The organism is Sphingomonas sp. (assembly GCF_036677245.1).
GTDB lineage: Bacteria > Pseudomonadota > Alphaproteobacteria > Sphingomonadales > Sphingomonadaceae > Allosphingosinicella.
Genome location: NZ_JAKFCG010000008.1, coordinates 24,265 through 40,764, shown reverse-complemented (window position 1 = coordinate 40,764; position 16,500 = coordinate 24,265). Strand labels below are relative to the sequence as shown.

General features: G+C 66.5%; 15 protein-coding genes. 9 read left to right on the top strand and 6 right to left on the bottom strand.

The window, feature by feature from the left end; translation table 11 throughout:
* Positions 1-420: Rieske 2Fe-2S domain-containing protein (locus V6M48_RS00870; protein ID WP_332810625.1), on the bottom strand; the 420-nt coding region annotated here is incomplete at its 3' end.
* Positions 421-684: 264 nt separating this feature from the next.
* Here V6M48_RS00870 and V6M48_RS00865 point away from each other — a divergent pair.
* The 8 genes from V6M48_RS00865 (at position 685) to V6M48_RS00830 (ending at position 12,397) form a co-directional block, all read left to right on the top strand.
* Entirely contained in the window at positions 685-2,100 is a 1,416-nt protein-coding gene (locus V6M48_RS00865) for an MFS transporter (protein ID WP_332810624.1), read from the top strand.
* 170 nt (positions 2,101-2,270) lie between these two features.
* Positions 2,271-3,635 (top strand): MFS transporter, encoded by a 1,365-nt coding sequence (locus tag V6M48_RS00860; RefSeq protein ID WP_332810623.1) that lies wholly within the window; start codon positions 2,271-2,273, stop codon positions 3,633-3,635.
* A gap of 43 nt (positions 3,636-3,678) precedes the next feature.
* Positions 3,679-5,031, top strand: a complete 1,353-nt coding sequence (locus tag V6M48_RS00855; RefSeq protein WP_332810622.1) for an aromatic ring-hydroxylating oxygenase subunit alpha — start codon at positions 3,679-3,681, stop codon at positions 5,029-5,031.
* Complete coding sequence (locus V6M48_RS00850; protein ID WP_332810621.1) at positions 5,028-5,573, top strand: aromatic-ring-hydroxylating dioxygenase subunit beta; 546 nt, start codon at positions 5,028-5,030, stop codon at positions 5,571-5,573. Before V6M48_RS00855 ends, V6M48_RS00850 begins: the two co-directional genes overlap by 4 nt.
* A 46-nt stretch (positions 5,574-5,619) precedes the next feature.
* The gene (locus tag V6M48_RS00845; protein ID WP_332810620.1) at positions 5,620-7,824 is read left to right on the top strand and encodes a malate synthase G; all 2,205 of its coding nucleotides are present in this window, start codon (positions 5,620-5,622) and stop codon (positions 7,822-7,824) included.
* A 121-nt stretch (positions 7,825-7,945) separates the two neighbouring features.
* Positions 7,946-9,649: a flavin-containing monooxygenase gene (locus tag V6M48_RS00840; protein WP_332810619.1), complete on the top strand. Its 1,704-nt coding sequence runs from the start codon at positions 7,946-7,948 to the stop codon at positions 9,647-9,649.
* 168 nt (positions 9,650-9,817) lie between these two features.
* Positions 9,818-10,246, top strand: coding sequence for a peptide-methionine (R)-S-oxide reductase MsrB (gene msrB / locus V6M48_RS00835; protein WP_332810618.1), 429 nt, complete (start codon positions 9,818-9,820; stop codon positions 10,244-10,246).
* A gap of 45 nt (positions 10,247-10,291) precedes the next feature.
* Positions 10,292-12,397 carry a transglycosylase domain-containing protein gene (locus V6M48_RS00830; protein ID WP_332810617.1) on the top strand — a complete coding sequence of 702 codons (2,106 nt, stop codon included), beginning with the start codon at positions 10,292-10,294 and terminating at the stop codon, positions 12,395-12,397.
* 333 nt (positions 12,398-12,730) lie between these two features.
* Here the strand turns inward: V6M48_RS00830 and V6M48_RS00825 are convergent, their stop codons facing one another.
* From V6M48_RS00825 to V6M48_RS00815, 3 genes are read right to left on the bottom strand one after another with little or no spacing between them, the layout of a single operon-like run.
* On the bottom strand, positions 12,731-13,435 hold the full coding sequence (locus V6M48_RS00825) for a M48 family metallopeptidase (protein WP_332810616.1): 705 nt from the start codon (positions 13,433-13,435) through the stop codon (positions 12,731-12,733).
* Positions 13,425-13,871 carry a YcgN family cysteine cluster protein gene (locus V6M48_RS00820; RefSeq protein WP_332810615.1) on the bottom strand — a complete coding sequence of 149 codons (447 nt, stop codon included), beginning with the start codon at positions 13,869-13,871 and terminating at the stop codon, positions 13,425-13,427. Before V6M48_RS00820 ends, V6M48_RS00825 begins: the two co-directional genes overlap by 11 nt.
* Positions 13,868-14,467 (bottom strand): SCO family protein, encoded by a 600-nt coding sequence (locus tag V6M48_RS00815; RefSeq protein WP_332810614.1) that lies wholly within the window; start codon positions 14,465-14,467, stop codon positions 13,868-13,870. The genes V6M48_RS00820 and V6M48_RS00815 overlap by 4 nt, the downstream gene beginning before the upstream one ends.
* Before the next feature lie 64 nt (positions 14,468-14,531).
* Here V6M48_RS00815 and V6M48_RS00810 point away from each other — a divergent pair, with 64 nt between their 5' ends.
* Complete coding sequence (locus V6M48_RS00810) at positions 14,532-15,137, top strand: ankyrin repeat domain-containing protein (protein WP_332810613.1); 606 nt, start codon at positions 14,532-14,534, stop codon at positions 15,135-15,137.
* Between the two features lie 19 nt (positions 15,138-15,156).
* Here the strand turns inward: V6M48_RS00810 and V6M48_RS00805 are convergent, their stop codons facing one another.
* Positions 15,157-15,648 (bottom strand): MmcB family DNA repair protein, encoded by a 492-nt coding sequence (locus V6M48_RS00805; RefSeq protein WP_332810612.1) that lies wholly within the window; start codon positions 15,646-15,648, stop codon positions 15,157-15,159.
* Positions 15,649-15,736: 88 nt separating this feature from the next.
* Complete coding sequence (locus tag V6M48_RS00800) at positions 15,737-16,429, bottom strand: cell wall hydrolase (RefSeq protein ID WP_332810611.1); 693 nt, start codon at positions 16,427-16,429, stop codon at positions 15,737-15,739.
* Between the last annotated feature and the right edge of the window lie 71 nt (positions 16,430-16,500).

Here is a 16,500-nt window from a genome sequence, read left to right as displayed (position 1 = left end):
CAGCCCATATTGGTCCTTCGACCAATGTTCGGGATAGGCCCCTTCCGCCTCCTGCTTGACGTCGAGCAGCTTGCCCTCATTGTTGTAGACCCAGCCATGATAGGGGCAGGACCAGATCTTGCCAGAGCCGTGCGGCTTGCGGCAGACCATCGCCCCCCTGTGCGAGCAGGCGTTGATGAAGCCGCGCAGCTTGCCGTCCCCACCGCGGCTGATGATCACCGGCTGGCGCCCGATCACCGTCGTCAGATAATCATTGTTGTTCGGGATCTGGCTGTCGTGGCCGATGTAGATCCACGTCGCTTCCCAGATGTGCTTGATCTCGAGCTCGAACAGCTCCGGATCGGTGTAGAGCGAGCGATGAACCTTGAACGTCTCGCCCGGCTTGTCGATGATCTTCGAGGCAAGATCCTGAATATGCATCGTGCGCTCCACTCCATGGCGATGAGGCGGCGCTCGGCCGGCGCCTTGACCCAGAATTAGGCGCGCCGCGACCTTGCTGTCAAATGGAGGAAACGTCTTGCACCATGGGTACAGACGACCAGCCTCGCGCTCCCACGCCAGTCGTCCACCTTGGAACCCGCGCCAGCTTGCAGGAACGGCTTGCGCCGGCGCGGCAGGCCAGTACCATCCCGCCCGAGCTGCTCGCCGAGAAGCAGCCGAGAACATCAAGTGCGGGAGGGTTGCGTGCCAGAGTGGCTGAACAGCGGCGAGCGGCATGGCCGCGAGGGCCAGCACCCTGGCGTCTCGCTTCAAACCGTCGCCGACGGCGGATCGATTTCCGCGATCAGCAAGCGGGTCATCGCATTGATGTTCCTGGTCGCGCTGGTCGATAGCTACGACCAGATCTCGCTCGCCTTCGCGGCGCCCGCTCTGGTCGCCGAATGGGGGATCGAGAAGGGCGCGATGGGCCTGGTCTTCAGCGTCCAATTGTTCGGCCTGCTGATCGGCGGCATCCTGTTCGGCGCGATCGGCGACCGCCTTGGCCGCAAGTTCGCGATCACCTCGGGCCTGATCTTCTTCGGGCTGCTGAGCCTGGCGACGATGCTCGCGACCAACATCACCGAATTGACCATCATCCGCTTCCTCGTCGGCCTCGGCGTCGGCGGGGTCATTCCAAATGCGATCGCGCTCTCCAACGAATTCTCGCCGCGCCGCTATCAGGTCACCGCCGTCTCGTTGATGTTCATCGGCTACGTCTGCGGAGGCGTCGGCGGCGGGATCGTTTCGGCCTGGCTGATCCCGCGCTTCGGCTGGGAAGTCGTCTTCCTGGTCGGCGGGGTGACTCCGATCCTGCTCGCGGCCTTCCTGCTGTTCACCCTGCCCGAATCGATCCGCTATCTCGCTTCGCGCGACCGCGAGAAGAGCCAGCGGGAGGCCGCGCGGCTGGCGTCGCTGATGCGGCCCGACCTCGCGATCGGGCCCGAGACGCGGATCGTCGACGAGACGCTGTCGGTCAAGCACCCCGGGATCGGCCAGCTGTTCTCCGGCCCGCTCAAGGCGATGACGCTTTTGCTCTGGCTGATGTACCTCGCCAATTCGATGACCGCGTTCGGGCTGATCTCCTGGCTGCCGCTGCTGGCGGGGACGTTGGGCTTCGGCCACCAGCCCGCCGCTTTGGCGACGTCGCTGACCTTCGCCGGTGCCGCATTCGGCGGCGTGGTGATGAGCCGGATGGTCGACCGGTCCGGGCTCGGCCCGATCATCATCATGCCCGCGATCGCCATCCCGTTCGTCGTCGGCATCGGCTTCCTCACCGGCAACCAGACGGCGCTGCTCTATCTGCTGACCTTCATGACCGGCTTCTTCGCCTTGGGCTTCCAGAACGCGCTGCACGGCATCGGCGGCTCGATCTACCCGACGACGGTGCGCGCGACCGGCGTCGGCTGGGCGATGGCGGCGGGCAAGGTGGGCGGCGCCACCGGCCCCGCCGTGATCGGGGTGCTGATCTCCGCCGGCGCCGGCCCGCAGACCGTGTTCATCGTCGCGGCGGTCCCGCTCGTCGTCTCGATCATCGGCGTGGCGATCCTCAAGGGCATTTACGGCGCCAACGTCCACGCTGCGCCCGCGCAACGCGCCGCGCTCGCGGAGGGCGTCCTTTGAGACCAACCGGTCCTCGCAGCCGCGTCACCGTCACACGCTTGGCGGCGTGGCCAGGAAACGCATTGCACTCTCCTCGTGGCCGCCTACGATCAGCGCCAACGACGCAAGGTAAATAGCCGTCGAGAACATCGGGGAGGCGTCTGTGATCAAGCTGAGGCTCGGCGGCCGGCATGCCCGCTAGCATTTCCGTTCAGGCGGTCGGCGATGGCGCACGCATCTCGCCGATCAGCAAGCGAGTCATGGCGCTGATGTTCGTCGTGACGATGATCGACGCCTACGATCAAATCGCGATGACCTTCGCGGCGCCCTCGCTGATCGCCGAATGGGGCATCGACAAAGCGGCGATGGGCCATGTCTTCAGCGTCCAGATGTTCGGTCTGCTCGTCGGCGGCATCGGCTTCGGCGTGCTTGGCGACCGCATCGGCCGCAAGCTCTCGATCATCCTCGGCATGCTGCTGTTCGGTCTGCTCAGCCTTGCGACGATGGCCGCGGCCGACACGACCCAATTGCTTGTCGTCCGCTTCCTGGTCGGAGTCGGAGTGGGCGGGGTGCTTCCCAATGCGATCGCGCTGTCGAACGAATTCGCGCCGAAGCATTTCCGGGTGACTGCGGTTTCGCTGATGTACGTCGGCTACGTCTGCGGCGCCCTCGGCAGTGGCGCGGTCGCCGCCTGGATGCTGCCGCGCTTCGGCTGGGAGGTGATCTTCCTGGTCGGCGGCATCGTCCCGATCCTGCTCGTCGTCGTGCTCATCTTCGCGCTTCCCGAATCGGTCCATTATCTGGCGACGCGCGGCAGCGACAAGAAACAAGCGGAGGCGACGCGCATCGCCGGCTTGATGCGGCCCGAGCTCGAGATCACGCCGCAGACCAGGATCGTCAACGACACGGGGGCTGAGAAACTGGCGCTGCGCGAGCTGTTCGCCGGCCCGCTCAAGATCATGACGATCCTGCTCTGGCTGATCTACGTCGCCAATTCGACGACCAGCTTCGCACTGTTGGCGTGGATGCCGATCATGATCCGCGATCTCGGCTTCCTCCACGGGGCGGCAACGCTATCGACGTCGCTGATGTTCGCCGGCGCCGCGATCGGCGGGGTCGTCGCCGCGCGGTTCACCGACCGCGCCGGGCTGGGACCGGTCGTGCTGATGCCGGCGATCGGCATCCCGTTCATGGTCGGGCTCGGCTTCGTCGGCGGCGGCAGCCCCCTCCTGCTCTACCTCGTCTCGTTCGGCATCGGCTTCTTCGTCGCGGGCTTCCAGAACAATCTGCACGGCGTCGGCGCATCGATCTACCCGGCGCGAATCCGGGCAATGGGCGTCGGCTGGGCGATGGGGGCGAACAGAGTCGGCGGCATCATCGGACCGTCGCTCGCCGGTTATCTGATGTTCTACGGATTCAGCTCGCAGGCTTTGTGCATCGCCATCTCGATTCCGCTTTTGGTGTCGGTCGGCGCTGTGGCTATGCTGAGCGGCTTGTACCATGTGCATGTCCGTGGCGGACAGGCCGGGCCACCCGCCCTGGAGACGGCGCACTGATACTCGACGGGTCTCAAGGCCCACGCGCGAACGGAGGTGTGAAATGCCCCTGACGAACGACATCGAGGCGATCGTCGACGACCGTGTCGACGAGGGCGTCTTCCGGGTGCGGCGCGAGGCGTTCGTCGATCGCGACGTCTATGATCTCGAGGTCGTGCGCATCTTCGAGGGCACCTGGATCTACATCGGCCTCGAAAGCCAGATCGCCAAGCCGCACGACTTCTTCACGACGATGATCGGCCGCCAGCCGGTGATCGTGATGCGCGGTGCCGACGGCACCGCCGGCGCCTTCCTCAACAGCTGCCGTCACCGCGGAACCCTGCTTTGCCCGCTGCGCAACGGCCACAAGAAGATCCATGTCTGCCAATATCACGGCTGGGCCTATGACAGCGGCGGGCGCAACGTCGGGATTCCGCGCGAGGAGAGCGGCCAATATGACGAGGCATTCGGCCGGCTGGACCATGATCTGGTGCCGGTCGCCCGCTTCGCAAGCTATCGCGGCCTTTTGTTCGCGAGCCTTTCGCCGGACGTGCCGAGCCTCGAGGAGCATCTCGGCGATGCCCGAATCTTCATCGACCTGGTGGCCGACCAGGCCCCGGAAGGGCTCGAATATGTGCCTGGCTCGGTCAGCTACACGTTCGACGCCAATTGGAAATTCCAGTTCGAGAACGGGCTCGATTATTATCATTTCGAGACCGTCCACCGCTCGTTCGTCGACGTGCTCCAGCAGCGCGGCAACCGCAGCCAGGCGCCCTCTCCGGCCGCGCATCTCGCAGATCCCGAGCCGCAGGCACAGGGAACCTTCAGCTTCACGCACGGCCATGCAGTGATGTGGTCGATCGGGGTCCCCGGCCAGGGCCCCGAGGCGCGGCCGTTCGGGCGCGATCCCAAATTGCTCGCCGCGGCCAATGCGCGCTTCGATCCGGCGCGGGTGCAGTGGATGCTGCGCCACCGCAACCTCACTATTTTCCCCAACCTTCAGATCATCGACATCCAGTCGCTGCAGTTCCGCACCTGGCGCCCGCTCGGTGTCGGCCAGACCGAGATGGTTTCGAACTGCGTCGCGCCGATCGGCGAGTCCGCCGAGGCGCGGCGCTTCCGCATCCGCCAATATGAGGATTTCTTCAATCCGAGCGGCATGGCGACCTCGGACGACAATGTGACCTATGAATATTGCCAGGACGGCTTCGCCGCGCTCGCCGCCGGGGACACGCAGGGCCACGTCCGCGGGGTCGGCGCGCCACCCGAGCAGCAGATCAATTACGGCGCCGCGCTGGGGCTCGGCAGCGACACCGCCTGGGCCTATGGTCCAGCCGGCTTCGGCGACGAGAGCGCATTCCACACCGGCTGGCGCGAATGGCGCCGGCTGATGCTGCGTGACGGGGCCGCAAGGTGACGCAGACGAAGGAGGCGCGCGAGGATGAGCGGACGATGAGCGGCGCGGACGAGGACCCCACCCGGATCGCCACCCATTTGCTTTCGCTCGAGGGGCTCTGCCTCGACCGCCGCGAGTGGAAGCGCTGGCTCGCCCTCTATGACGAGGACGTCGTCTACCGCATCCCGGCCTGGCGCAACGAGGATGAGGAGACGAGCGATCCCAACACCGAGGTCTCGCTGATCTACCACGACAGCCGCACCGGCCTCGAGGACCGCGCGTCGCGGATCGAGGCGGGACGCTCGGCGACGACGATGCCGCTGCCGCGCACCGCGCATTTCGTCGGCAATGTCGTCGCGACTCTCGCCAGTGACGGCGTCATCGAAGCCGAGGCGAGCTGGAACGTCCATGTCTACCAGCCGCGCACCGCCAAGCAGTCGGTCCATTTCGGCCGCTACGAGGTCCAGCTGAAGAAAAGGGCTGACGTCTGGCGGATCAGCCGCAAGACGATCCATCTCCAGAACGACCGCGTCTCGACGGTGCTCGATTTCTATTCGGTGTGACAGCGATCCAAGCTGCCATGCCGGCCAACATTCAAGTGAGGACATCATGATTTCAAAGGCAGGCTTGTCGGTGGCGGAGCCGCTCGTCCAGCTCATCGAGCAGCAGGCGCTGCCCGGCACCGGCATCGAACCCGATGCCTTTTGGAAGGGATTCGCGGCGATCCTCGAGCGCTTCGAGCCGGAGAATCGCGCCTTGCTCGCGAAGCGCGATTCGCTCCAGGCGCAGCTCGACCAATGGCATGTCGCGCGGCGCGGCAAGGACATCGACCAGGCCGAGTATCAGCAGTTCCTGCGCTCGATCGGCTATCTGGTCGACGAGCCGGCTGCGTTCACGATCGGCTCGGCGAACGTCGACGAGGAGATCGCGACCAAGGCGGGGCCCCAGCTCGTCGTGCCGGTGCTCAACGCGCGCTTCCTGCTCAACGCCGCCAACGCGCGCTGGGGAAGCCTCTACGATGCGCTCTACGGCACCGATGCGCTTCCCGGCGCAGCCAAGGGCCCAGGCTATGATCCCGAACGCGGCGCGCAGGTGATCGCCTGGGCCAAGGCCTTTCTCGACCGTGCGGTCCCGCTCGCCGCGGGGAACCACGCCGAGGCCACCGGCTACAAGGTCGAGGACGGCCGATTGACGCCGGCGCTGGCCGAACCTTCCGCCTTCGTCGGCTATCAGGGCGATCCAGGCGACCCGTCTTCGATCCTGCTCCGCCACAACGGCCTCCACATCGAGCTTCGGCTCGGCCGCGACCATCCGATCGGCCGCAGCGACCCGGCCGGGCTGCAGGACGTGGTGCTCGAAGCGGCGCTGACGACGATCGTCGATTTCGAGGATTCGACCGCCGCGGTCGACGCGGAGGACAAGGTCGCGGCCTACGCCAATTGGCTCGCGCTGGCGAAGGGCGAGCTCGAGGCGAGCTTCGACAAGGCCGGGCGCTCGATGACGCGGCGGCTCGAAGCGGAGCGCCTCTATGTCACCCCCGACGGCGGCACTTTGACCTTGCCTGGCCGCAGCCTTTTGCTGGTGCGCAACGTCGGGCCGCTGATGACCACGCCGGCCGTGCGCCTCGCGAGCGGCGAAGAAGCGCATGAAGGCATCGTCGACGGCATCGTCACCAGCCTGATCGGCTGGCACAGCATCGATCCGCGCAATCGCTGGGTGAACAGCCGGGCGGGGTCGATCTACATCGTCAAGCCCAAGATGCACGGCCCCGAGGAAGCGGCTTTCACCAACCGGCTGTTCGACGCGATCGAGGATTTGCTCGGGCTCGCCCGCAACACCCTCAAGCTCGGGCTGATGGACGAGGAACGGCGGACCTCGGTCAACCTCGCGGCGTGCATCCACGCGGTCAGGGACCGGATCTTTTTCATCAACACCGGCTTCCTCGACCGCACCGGCGACGAGATCCACACCTCGATGCAGGCCGGCCCGATGATCGCCAAGGGCCAGATCGCCGCCAGCGAATGGATCGCCGCCTATGAAAGCCGCAACGTCCAGATCGGCCTTGCCAGCGGCTTTGCCGGCAAGGCGCAGATCGGCAAGGGGATGTGGGCCGCGCCCGACCGCATGGCCGACATGCTCGCCAAGAAGATCGGCCACGTCCAGGCCGGCGCGACCACGGCCTGGGTGCCGAGCCCGACCGCGGCGACGCTCCATGCCACCCATTATCACGGGATCGACGTGTTCGCTCGGCAGCGCGAGCTGGCGGGTGGCCCAACGCCCGGGCTCGAATCTTTGCTGAAGATTCCGCTCGCCCGCGCGCACAATTGGTCCGACGCCGAGATCCGCAACGAGCTCGACAACAATGCGCAGGGCATCCTCGGCTATGTCGTTCGCTGGATCGACCAGGGCGTCGGCTGCTCGAAGGTGCCGGACATCAACGGCATCGGCCTGATGGAAGACCGCGCGACGTTGCGCATCTCCTCGCAGCATATCGCCAATTGGCTGCTCCACGGCATCTGCTCGCCGGCCGACGTCGACGCGGCGCTCGGCCGGATGGCGGCCAAGGTCGACGCGCAGAACGAAGGCGATCCGCTCTACCGGCCGATGGCCGGGAACGAGCAGACCAGCCTCGCCTTCCAGACGGCGCGGGCGCTGATCTTCGAGGGGCTCGAGCAGCCGAACGGCTACACCGAACCGTTGCTCCATCGCCACCGCCTCGCGGTGAAGCAGGGCGATGCCCAGTCCCAGTCCGGGTCCCAGTCCCAGTCCCAGTCCGGGTCCCAGTCCCAGTCCGGGTCCCAGTCCCGGTCCTGAAGATTCGACCGATTTGACTGGTTCGACGAACACTTTGCAAAGAAGGGAGAGCTGTCTTAGACAGTCAGACAAAGCAAGATCGGGAACAATAAATGTTCCGGGCGACAAGAGGAGAGAATCGATGACGGCCACTGTAGCCGAGCGTGCACCTGCTTCGGATTCGGTCCGCGAATATGATGTGATCATCATCGGCGCCGGCGCGGCCGGTCTTCACGCCATCTACAGGCTGCGCGGTCAGGGCCTCAACACGATCTGCTTGGAAGCCGGCGAGGGGGTCGGGGGGACTTGGTACTGGAACCGCTATCCGGGCGCGCGGGTCGACATCGAAAGCGTCGAATATTCCTACACTTTTTCCGAAGAGCTTCAGCAGGAGTGGGAATGGCCGGAGCGTTATTCCGCCCAGCCCGAGCTGATGCGCTATTTCAATCATGTCGCCGACCGCTTCGACTTGCGCCGCTCGATCGAGTTCAATGCACGAGTCGCCACCGCCCATTTCAACGAAAGCGAAGACCGCTGGGACGTCGAGACGACCGACGGCCGCCGCTTCAGCGCGCGCTATGTCGTGATGGCGACTGGTTTCCTCTCGGCGCCCAACCAGCCCAAGTTCCCGGGCCAGGAGAGCTTCAAGGGCAAGACTTATCACACCGCTTACTGGCCCGCCGAAGGCGTCGATTTCTCCGGCCAAAGGGTCGGCATCATCGGCACCGGCTCTTCGGCGGTCCAGGCGATTCCGATCATCGCCCAGCAGGCCGAGCACCTCACCGTCTTCCAGCGCACGCCCAATTTCTCGGTGCCGCTCCGTAATGGCCCGCTGTCGAAGGAGTTCGAGGCCAAGGTCAAGGCCAATTACCCCGAATGGCGGCGCATGGAGCGCGAGGAATCGTTCACCGGCATGATCTGGATCAATGAACGGCCGGAGGGGATGGTCACCAAGCTGACCACGGAAACGACCCCCGAAGAGCGCGAGGCGATGTACGAGGATCGCTGGAAGAACGGCGGCATCTGCTTCTACAACATCTATCCGGACACCTTCTCGGATCCGATCGCCAACGAATATCTCGCCGATTTCATGCGCAACAAGATCCGCGAGAAGGTCAACGATCCCGACGTCGCCGAATTGCTCTGCCCGAAGGATTATCCGGTGCTGACCAAGCGGCTGTGCGCCGACACCAATTATTACGAGACCTACAACCGCGACAACGTCACCTTGGTCGACATCCGCGGCAAGGAGGTCGGCCTCAACGAGCAAGGCGTGGCCGTCGACGGCGAGGGCTATCAGCTCGACGCGGTGATCTTCGCGACCGGCTTCGACGCGCTGACCGGCGCACTCACCCGGATCGATCTGCGCGGCATCGACGGCCGCTCGCTCAACGACCATTGGTCGGACGGCGCGCGCACCGCTTACGGGCTGATGGTCGCCGGTTTCCCGAACCTGTTCCTGATCAACGGCCCGGGCAGCCCGACGCCGCTCTTCCAGCCGGTGCTGCTCGGCGAGGAGCAGGGCAATTGGTTCGGCGACTGGATCAGCTACATGGCCGAGAACGGCTATACGCGGATCGACGCGGCACCGGAGACCGAGGTCCAGTGGGTCCAAAGGTGCACCGACGTGATCAACGCCACGCTCTTCCCGAAGGCGAGGAGCTGGTACATGGGCGCGAACATCCCCGGAAAGCCGAGCCTGGGGCTGGTCGATTTCGGCGGCATCTGGAATTACCGCAAATATTGCACCGACCTGCTGCCCGACGGCTTCCCCGGCTTCACCTTGAGCAACGGCGCGCAGCAGGGCGCGCGCGCGGAGATGCACGCCGGCGCCGCCAGGGCCTGACAGCGGCGGGCCGCGGTCTGTCGGCCGCGGCAGCGCACCGCCGAACGGGCTTTGGCCCTTGACGTCGCGGCGTCGCGGCCGGCAACCAAGGCTTGCGCCGGATGTTGATCATCGCGAGGCTTTCGGCGCGCCCGTATTTGCGCAGGGCACCATGACAGAGGCGAGATGATGAGCGAGCAGAACGACCCGATCCAGGACGAGAAGGACCCGGCGGCGCTGTCCGAAGCGGAATGGCGCGCGCGGCTTTCGCCCGAACAATATCATGTCCTGCGCGAGGGCGGCACCGAACGCGCCTTCACCGGGCGCTATGTCGACAATCACGACCAGGGCGAATATCGCTGCGCCGGCTGCGGCGCGCCCTTGTTCTCGAGCGACACCAAGTTCGAGAGCGGCAGCGGCTGGCCGAGCTTCACCCAGCCGGAAGCGCCCGAGGCGGTCAGCGAGCATGTCGACGTCAGCTATGGCATGCGCCGCGTCGAGGTGCGCTGCGCGCGTTGCAACGGCCATCTTGGGCACGTCTTCCCCGACGGCCCGGGGCCGACCGGCCTGCGCTATTGCATGAATTCCGCCTCGCTCGACTTCGATCCGGAGGAATAGCTTCGGCTTGTGACGGGCCGGGACAGGGCCTATCTCTGAGCCTTCATGGCCAGTAATGCTTCCTCGCCGATCAGGCGCACCTTTGCCACTTTGCTCAAGATCGGTCTCTACGGCTTCATCGCCGCGCTGATCGCGCTGGTCGTCGCCGTCACGGTCGCGATGAACTCGCTGCCGAGCTACCAGGAACTCGTCCGCCGCGACGATCTCGGCCAGATGATCCGCGTCCGCGCCGCCGACGGCTCGGTGATCGTCTCGCTCGGGCCGAGCTTCGGACAATGGCTCCGCTACGAAGAGATCCCGCCGATCATGCGCAACGCGATGGTCGCAGTGGAAGACCGCCGTTTCCGCATGCACCCAGGCGTCGACGCGCTCGGCATCGCCCGCGCCGTGACGGTCCGGGTCGAGCGCGGCCGCTGGGTGCAGGGCGGATCGACGATCACCCAGCAGCTCGCGCGCAACATCTTCCTCACCAACTCGCGCACCTTCGGCCGCAAGATCCGCGAAGGCATATTGGCGCTCGCGCTCGAGCGCCGCTTCTCGAAGAACCAGATCCTCGAGCTCTATCTCAACCGGGTCTATTTCGGCGGCGGCGCCTATGGCATCGACGCCGCGTCGCGGCGCTTCTTCGGCCATAGCGCGAAGACGCTCGACCTCTCCGAGGCGGCGATCATCGCCGGCTTGGTCAAGGCGCCGTCCAATTATTCGCCGACCGCCGACGCCGAGGCCGCCAAGGGCCGTGCCAGGGTGGTGATCGATCTGATGCGCCGCAACGGCAGCATCACCGCAGTCGAGGCTGCGGCCGCCGAGCCGGCCGCGGTCAAGCTGATCCCCTCGCCGCGGCAGAACAGCGTCCGCTATTTCACCGATTGGGCGCTGCCGCAGCTCGATACGATGATCGACGAAACGGTCGAGCCGATCGACGTCTGGACGACGCTCGACCCGCGCATGCAGCGGCTTGCCGATACCGCGATCAACGCCGCCACGCCGCGCGGCGCGCAGGGCGCGCTGGTGGCGCTCGACCGCGACGGCGCGGTCCGCGCGATGGTCGGCGGGCGCGACTATGTCACCTCGCTCTACAACCGCGCGACCCAGGCGACGCGCCAGCCGGGATCGGCGTTCAAGCTGTTCGTCTATCTGGCGGCGCTCGAGGCGGGCCACAAACCCGACGAGACGATCGTCGACGAGCCGGTCACGATCGACGGCTGGAGCCCGCGCAACAGCAACCGGACCTTTTCGGGGCCGGTGACGATCCGCGAGGCGTTCGCCCGCTCGATCAACACCATCTCGGCCAAGCTCGGGCAGGAAGTCGGCTTCCGCACCGTCGCCGACATGGCGCAGCGCTTCGGGATCACGACCAAGGTCAACACCCAGCCCTCGATGGTGCTTGGCACGTCGGACGTCCGCCTGCTCGACATGACTCGCGCCTTTGCCGCGGTCGCACGGCGCGGCGTCGCGGTCGTTCCCTACGGCATCACCAAGGTCACCACAGCCGACGGCACGATGCTGTACAGCCACGAGGACGACGAATCGCGCGTCCTGGTCGCGCCTTGGGTCGCCGCCCAGATGACCGACCTGCTCCAGACCGCGGTCCTCACTGGAACCGGCCGTGCGGCGCATATCGGGCGGCCGGTCGCCGGCAAGACCGGAACGACCAGCTCGAACCGCGATGGCTGGTTCATCGGCTTTTCGAGCGGTCTGACCACCGGCGTCTGGATGGGGCGCGACAATGCGACGCCGATCCCCGGGCTGCAGGGCGGTCGCGCGCCGGCCCAGGCGTTCAACAATTTCATGACGCAGGCGGTGGCCAACCGGCCGGCCGAGAATTTCGAGGTGCAGGTGACCTTGCCCGATTGGCAGGTCGAGCCGGACGCGGAAGCCTGGTACGGATCGCCCGACGGCATGATGGTCGATCCCGACGGCAATCCGCTTCCCGCGCGCAATCCGGGCGCGCCGCCGTTCGAGGATCCGGTCGCGTCCGCGCCCGGGCGTGATGGGGGTCCGCGCGATGGGGCCCGAGACGGGGGCGTACGCGATCCCGCCGACGAGCCCGAGCGGCTCGACGAGGAATGGCTCGACCGCGCGATCAACCGCAACCGCGAGCCCGTCCCGGAGCGGCGGCCGCGGCCACCCGCCGACCGAACCGAGCTTTGAGGAATGAACTGAGGTAAAGGCGCAAGTCGTTGCGGCCTCGCGGGCCTGCGGGGATAGACCCCCCTCCCGCAGGCGCGACCGCTGCAAAACTCCGTTCGCGGTGAGCTTGTCGAACCGCTTTCCTTCCTATTCCTCCCCCGGTTTTCCGGGGGAGGGGGACCGCGCAGCGGTGGAGGGGGCGCTCTTCACGAAATCGCCCCTCCACCACCCTGCGGGTGGTCCCCCTCCCCTGCAAATGCAGGGGAGGAATGATGATTTATGCAGCGGTCGCGTGGGGGGGAAGGTCTTACGCCTCCAGTTCGAGGAAGCTGGGCGGACTTCAGGTCAGATTGGTCAGGCCCGGCCGAAGCGATGCAGCGAGGCGCCGTGGCGCCGCAGCCAGAGCCGCGCGGGCTTGGGATCGCTCTCCAGCAACTCTTCGACCAAGGCGTGGAAATCGGGGCCGTGGTTGAGGTGGACGCGGTGCGCGACCTCGTGCGCGACGGTCGCCCGCCGTACCCAATCGGGCGCGAGGATCAGGCGCCAGCTGTAGCGGATCGATCCGCGCGACGAGCAGCTCCCCCATCGCGACAGCGGGTCGCCGACACCGACGCGGGTGACGCTGACACAGGCCTTGGCGGCGAAGTGATGCGTCTCCTGCTCCAGCAGGGCATGGGCTTCGCGGCGCAACCAGCGCGTGATCCGCGCCTCGAGCGTCTCGAGCGGCCCGCCGATCCTGATCCGCCCCGGCTCGAGGCTCGCCGTGCGCGGGCGGCTCGGGTCCCAGTCGATCAGATGCGGCTTGCCGTGGAGCGGCACGCTCGCGCCCGGCTGGAGCGCCGCCGGCGGCGGGATCTCGGCCAGCGCCTGCTCGATCCATGCGCGATGGCCGGCAGCCCAGTCGAGCGCACGGCGGCGCGACACACGGCGCGGGACGGTGAGGATGACCTGGCCGGTGCGCGGATCGACCCGCAGCCGCATCACCTTGGCGCGCGGCGACAGACTGATCGTGAGGATTGCCGTGGTGGTGCCGCCGCTGAACGCGAGATCAGAGCTCATGATCGATCAGATGATGCTCGAGATCGCCCGCTTCGTCCTCGGAGACGGTCCAGCCGCGCACCGACATTCCGGCGCGATGCACCGCCTCGCGGTCGCCGCTGACGAGATAATGCCATCCCGGCAGCGGCTGACCGGCGGCGCGCAGCCGATAGGCGCAGGTCGATGGCAGCCAGGCGAGCTTCGCGAGATTGGCAAGGCTCAGGCGGATGCAGTCGGGGACGAAGGCGTGGCGCCCCTTGTAGTTGGAGCAGCGGGCGTTGTGGCGGTCGAGCAAGCGGCAAGCGACGTTGGTCGCGTGCACCTCGCCGCTGAAATCATCTTCCAACTTGTGAAGGCAGCATTTGCCGCAGCCGTCGCACAACGCCTCCCATTGCGCGCGGTCGAGCTGCTCGAGCGGACGCTCCCAAAAAGGAGGGGGCCCAGAAGGAGGATTCATTTCACCCATTTGTCGAGCGTCTCCACCACCGCCTTCGCGCCCTCATCCGAGGGCACCAGCGCGATCGGCTCGCCGCCGGGGCCGAACAGCATCGTCTGGCGCGAGTGATCGACAAGATAGGAGCTCGCGCCCTCGCTGTCCTGCTTCACGAAATAAATTCCATATTTTTTCGCGACCGCGCGAACCTGCTCGACCGGCCCGGTGAGGCCGATCAGACGCGGGTGGAACGCGCCGACATAGTCCTTGAGCACCGCCGGCGTGTCGCGCTCGGGATCGACGCTGATGAAGATCGGCTGCACCGTGCGCGCGCGCTCCGGCGCCGCCTTTTCGAACTGCGTCAGCGCCTGACCGATCACCTGCAGATCGGTCGGGCAGACATCCGGGCACGAGGCGTAGCCGAAGTAGATCAGCCGATAGCGGCCGGCGAGATCGCTGTCGCGCACCGTCCGTCCATTCTGGTCGGTGAGCGCGAACGGACCGCCGATCGAGGCCCCTTGCAGCGGCGGCTCCTCGCTCGATCGTGAGCAGCCGGCGGGCGCCAGCGACGCAACCGCCAGCAGGATCAGGCAAAGCCAATGCTTCATCACTTCGTTCATAGCGCGGCCAGCCTTGCTTTGCTAAGTGGCTGGAAGCAAGTCGGCATCGGCAAAGGTAAAGAGCGTGACGAACAGAATCGTGTGCGGCCTCAGCGCGACAATCGCCCTGTCGCTCGCAACCACATCAGCAGCGCAGGCGCAGATGTTTTCGGACGGCTTCAGCTTTCTGAAGGCGGTCAAGGAACGCGACGGCGAGACAGCGACCAGCCTGATCTCCACGCCGGGCTCGGTCGTAGTCAACGCCAAGGATCGAAGCACCGGGAACGGAGGGCTCCATATGCTCGCGCGCGAGCGCGATCTCGCCTGGCTGGGCTTCCTGCTCGCCAAGGGCGCCAAGCCCAACCTCCAGAACCACAAGGGCGATACGCCGCTCGCGGTCGCCGCGCAGATCGGCTGGGTCGAGGGCGCCGAGCTGCTGATCAAGACAGGCGCGTCGGTCGATCTCCCCAACGGCCGCGGCGAGACGCCGCTGATCGTCGCGGTTCATAACCGCGATGCGGCGATGGTCCGCCTGCTGCTGAACAGCGGCGCCAATCCCGAACGCTCGGACAGCGTCGCCGGCTATTCGGCGCTCGATTATGCGCGCCAGGACGGACGCTCGTCCGCGATTCTCAAGCTGATCGAATCGCACAAGACGGCGAAGGCGACGATCGCGGGCCCCAAGCTCTAACCGCGCCGTCGAGAGAGCCTCAGTCCAGGCCCGCCAAACCAGGGTCCAGGTCTCCCGCCAATCGGCGCGCGGCGCGGCGCGCGAAGCGCAACGTCTCGGCCTTGCGCCGTGCCGGCGCCAGCTTGCGCATCGCCGCCTCGCGGACCACCGCGGCATCGTAGCGGTCGGCGACGATCAGGCCGCAGCAATCGGGCTGCAGCGGCTCGCCGTCGAACAGGTCGAGCGCAAAGCCCGACGGCACCGCCCAGAAGAAGCGGTCGCAATAATCGAGATAGTCGGGCCATTTCTGGTCGCCGAGCAGGTCGGCGCGCGTCACCTTGATCTCGACGATCGTCAGCAGCCCGGCCGAATCGAGCGCCATCATGTCGGCGCGGCGGCCGTTGGGCAGCGGCACCTCGCACAAAGCGAACAGATCCTGGCGGAAGAACAGCCGCGTGACGCCGCGCGCGACGTCCTGCGCGGCAAGCGGCGCGTCGTCGAAGCAATCGGGTCGGGCGGGATTCGTGGCCACGTCCCCGTCTAGAATGAAGCGGGAACAAAGGGAAGCCGAACGTCGTCCGTTTAGGCGCCGACGAGCGTGTCAGCCTGCGGCTTCGCGGTTAGCGGTAGAAGACGTGATTGCCGACCGAGGCGACCCGGGTCAGCTTCCAGCCCGGGGAAACCCGGCGGGCGTGGAAGAACAAGGCGCGCGGAGCATTGCCGTCGGCGAGATCGTGGCGGGCGATATGCGCGATCGCCACGGCCCGGCGCCACTGCGGCGACGCATGCGAGATCGCAGGCAAACGGCCGCCGCGCACGAACGAGAATTGGCCGCGCTGCTTGACCACGCCGCACAGCGAGCTCGGGAAACGGCCTGACTGCGTGCGGTTGATCAGCACTTCGGCGACGGTGAGCTGCCCGGCCAGGGTTTCGCTCTTTGCCTCGAAATAGACTGCCGTCGCGAGGCATTCGAGCTCGGCGTCTGGAACTTCCGAGCTGGCATAGGCGTTTACCAACTCACTCAAGGACTTAGCCGAATCCGGCTTCTCGACGTCCTCGAGCGACGAAACGACCTGCTCGATCGACGCGAGCGAACGCTCCTCGGTAGGATTGGCCGGGATCGGGGTGCTGGTGACGCCGTCCGCCTCGCTCGAAAGCACGGGCGAAGGGGTGAGGCTGTTGACGGCAAGCTCGACGGCGACCGGCGCCGCCGAGGCGTGGTCGCTGTAATGCGCCGTGACCGGCGCGTCGCTTTGCTCTGCTCGAGAAGGGCCGGCAAAGGCGAGACCTGCTGCGGCCGTAAGTGCAGCCACGGCTAAACCCGTGGCCCGTCCATGACGGATCATTCTGACTCTTGTCTATGCGGTCGACTTGTCAACGCTGG

Coding starts and splice junctions, on each gene's coding strand:
- V6M48_RS00860 (WP_332810623.1), top strand. CDS start 2,271: ATGCCCGCTAGCATTTCCGTTCAGGCGGTCGGCGATGGCGCACGCATC.
- V6M48_RS00855 (WP_332810622.1), top strand. CDS start 3,679: ATGCCCCTGACGAACGACATCGAGGCGATCGTCGACGACCGTGTCGAC.
- V6M48_RS00845 (WP_332810620.1), top strand. CDS start 5,620: ATGATTTCAAAGGCAGGCTTGTCGGTGGCGGAGCCGCTCGTCCAGCTC.
- V6M48_RS00840 (WP_332810619.1), top strand. CDS start 7,946: ATGACGGCCACTGTAGCCGAGCGTGCACCTGCTTCGGATTCGGTCCGC.
- msrB (WP_332810618.1), top strand. CDS start 9,818: ATGAGCGAGCAGAACGACCCGATCCAGGACGAGAAGGACCCGGCGGCG.
- V6M48_RS00830 (WP_332810617.1), top strand. CDS start 10,292: ATGGCCAGTAATGCTTCCTCGCCGATCAGGCGCACCTTTGCCACTTTG.
- V6M48_RS00825 (WP_332810616.1), bottom strand. CDS start 13,435: ATGAGCTCTGATCTCGCGTTCAGCGGCGGCACCACCACGGCAATCCTC.
- V6M48_RS00820 (WP_332810615.1), bottom strand. CDS start 13,871: ATGAATCCTCCTTCTGGGCCCCCTCCTTTTTGGGAGCGTCCGCTCGAG.
- V6M48_RS00815 (WP_332810614.1), bottom strand. CDS start 14,467: ATGAACGAAGTGATGAAGCATTGGCTTTGCCTGATCCTGCTGGCGGTT.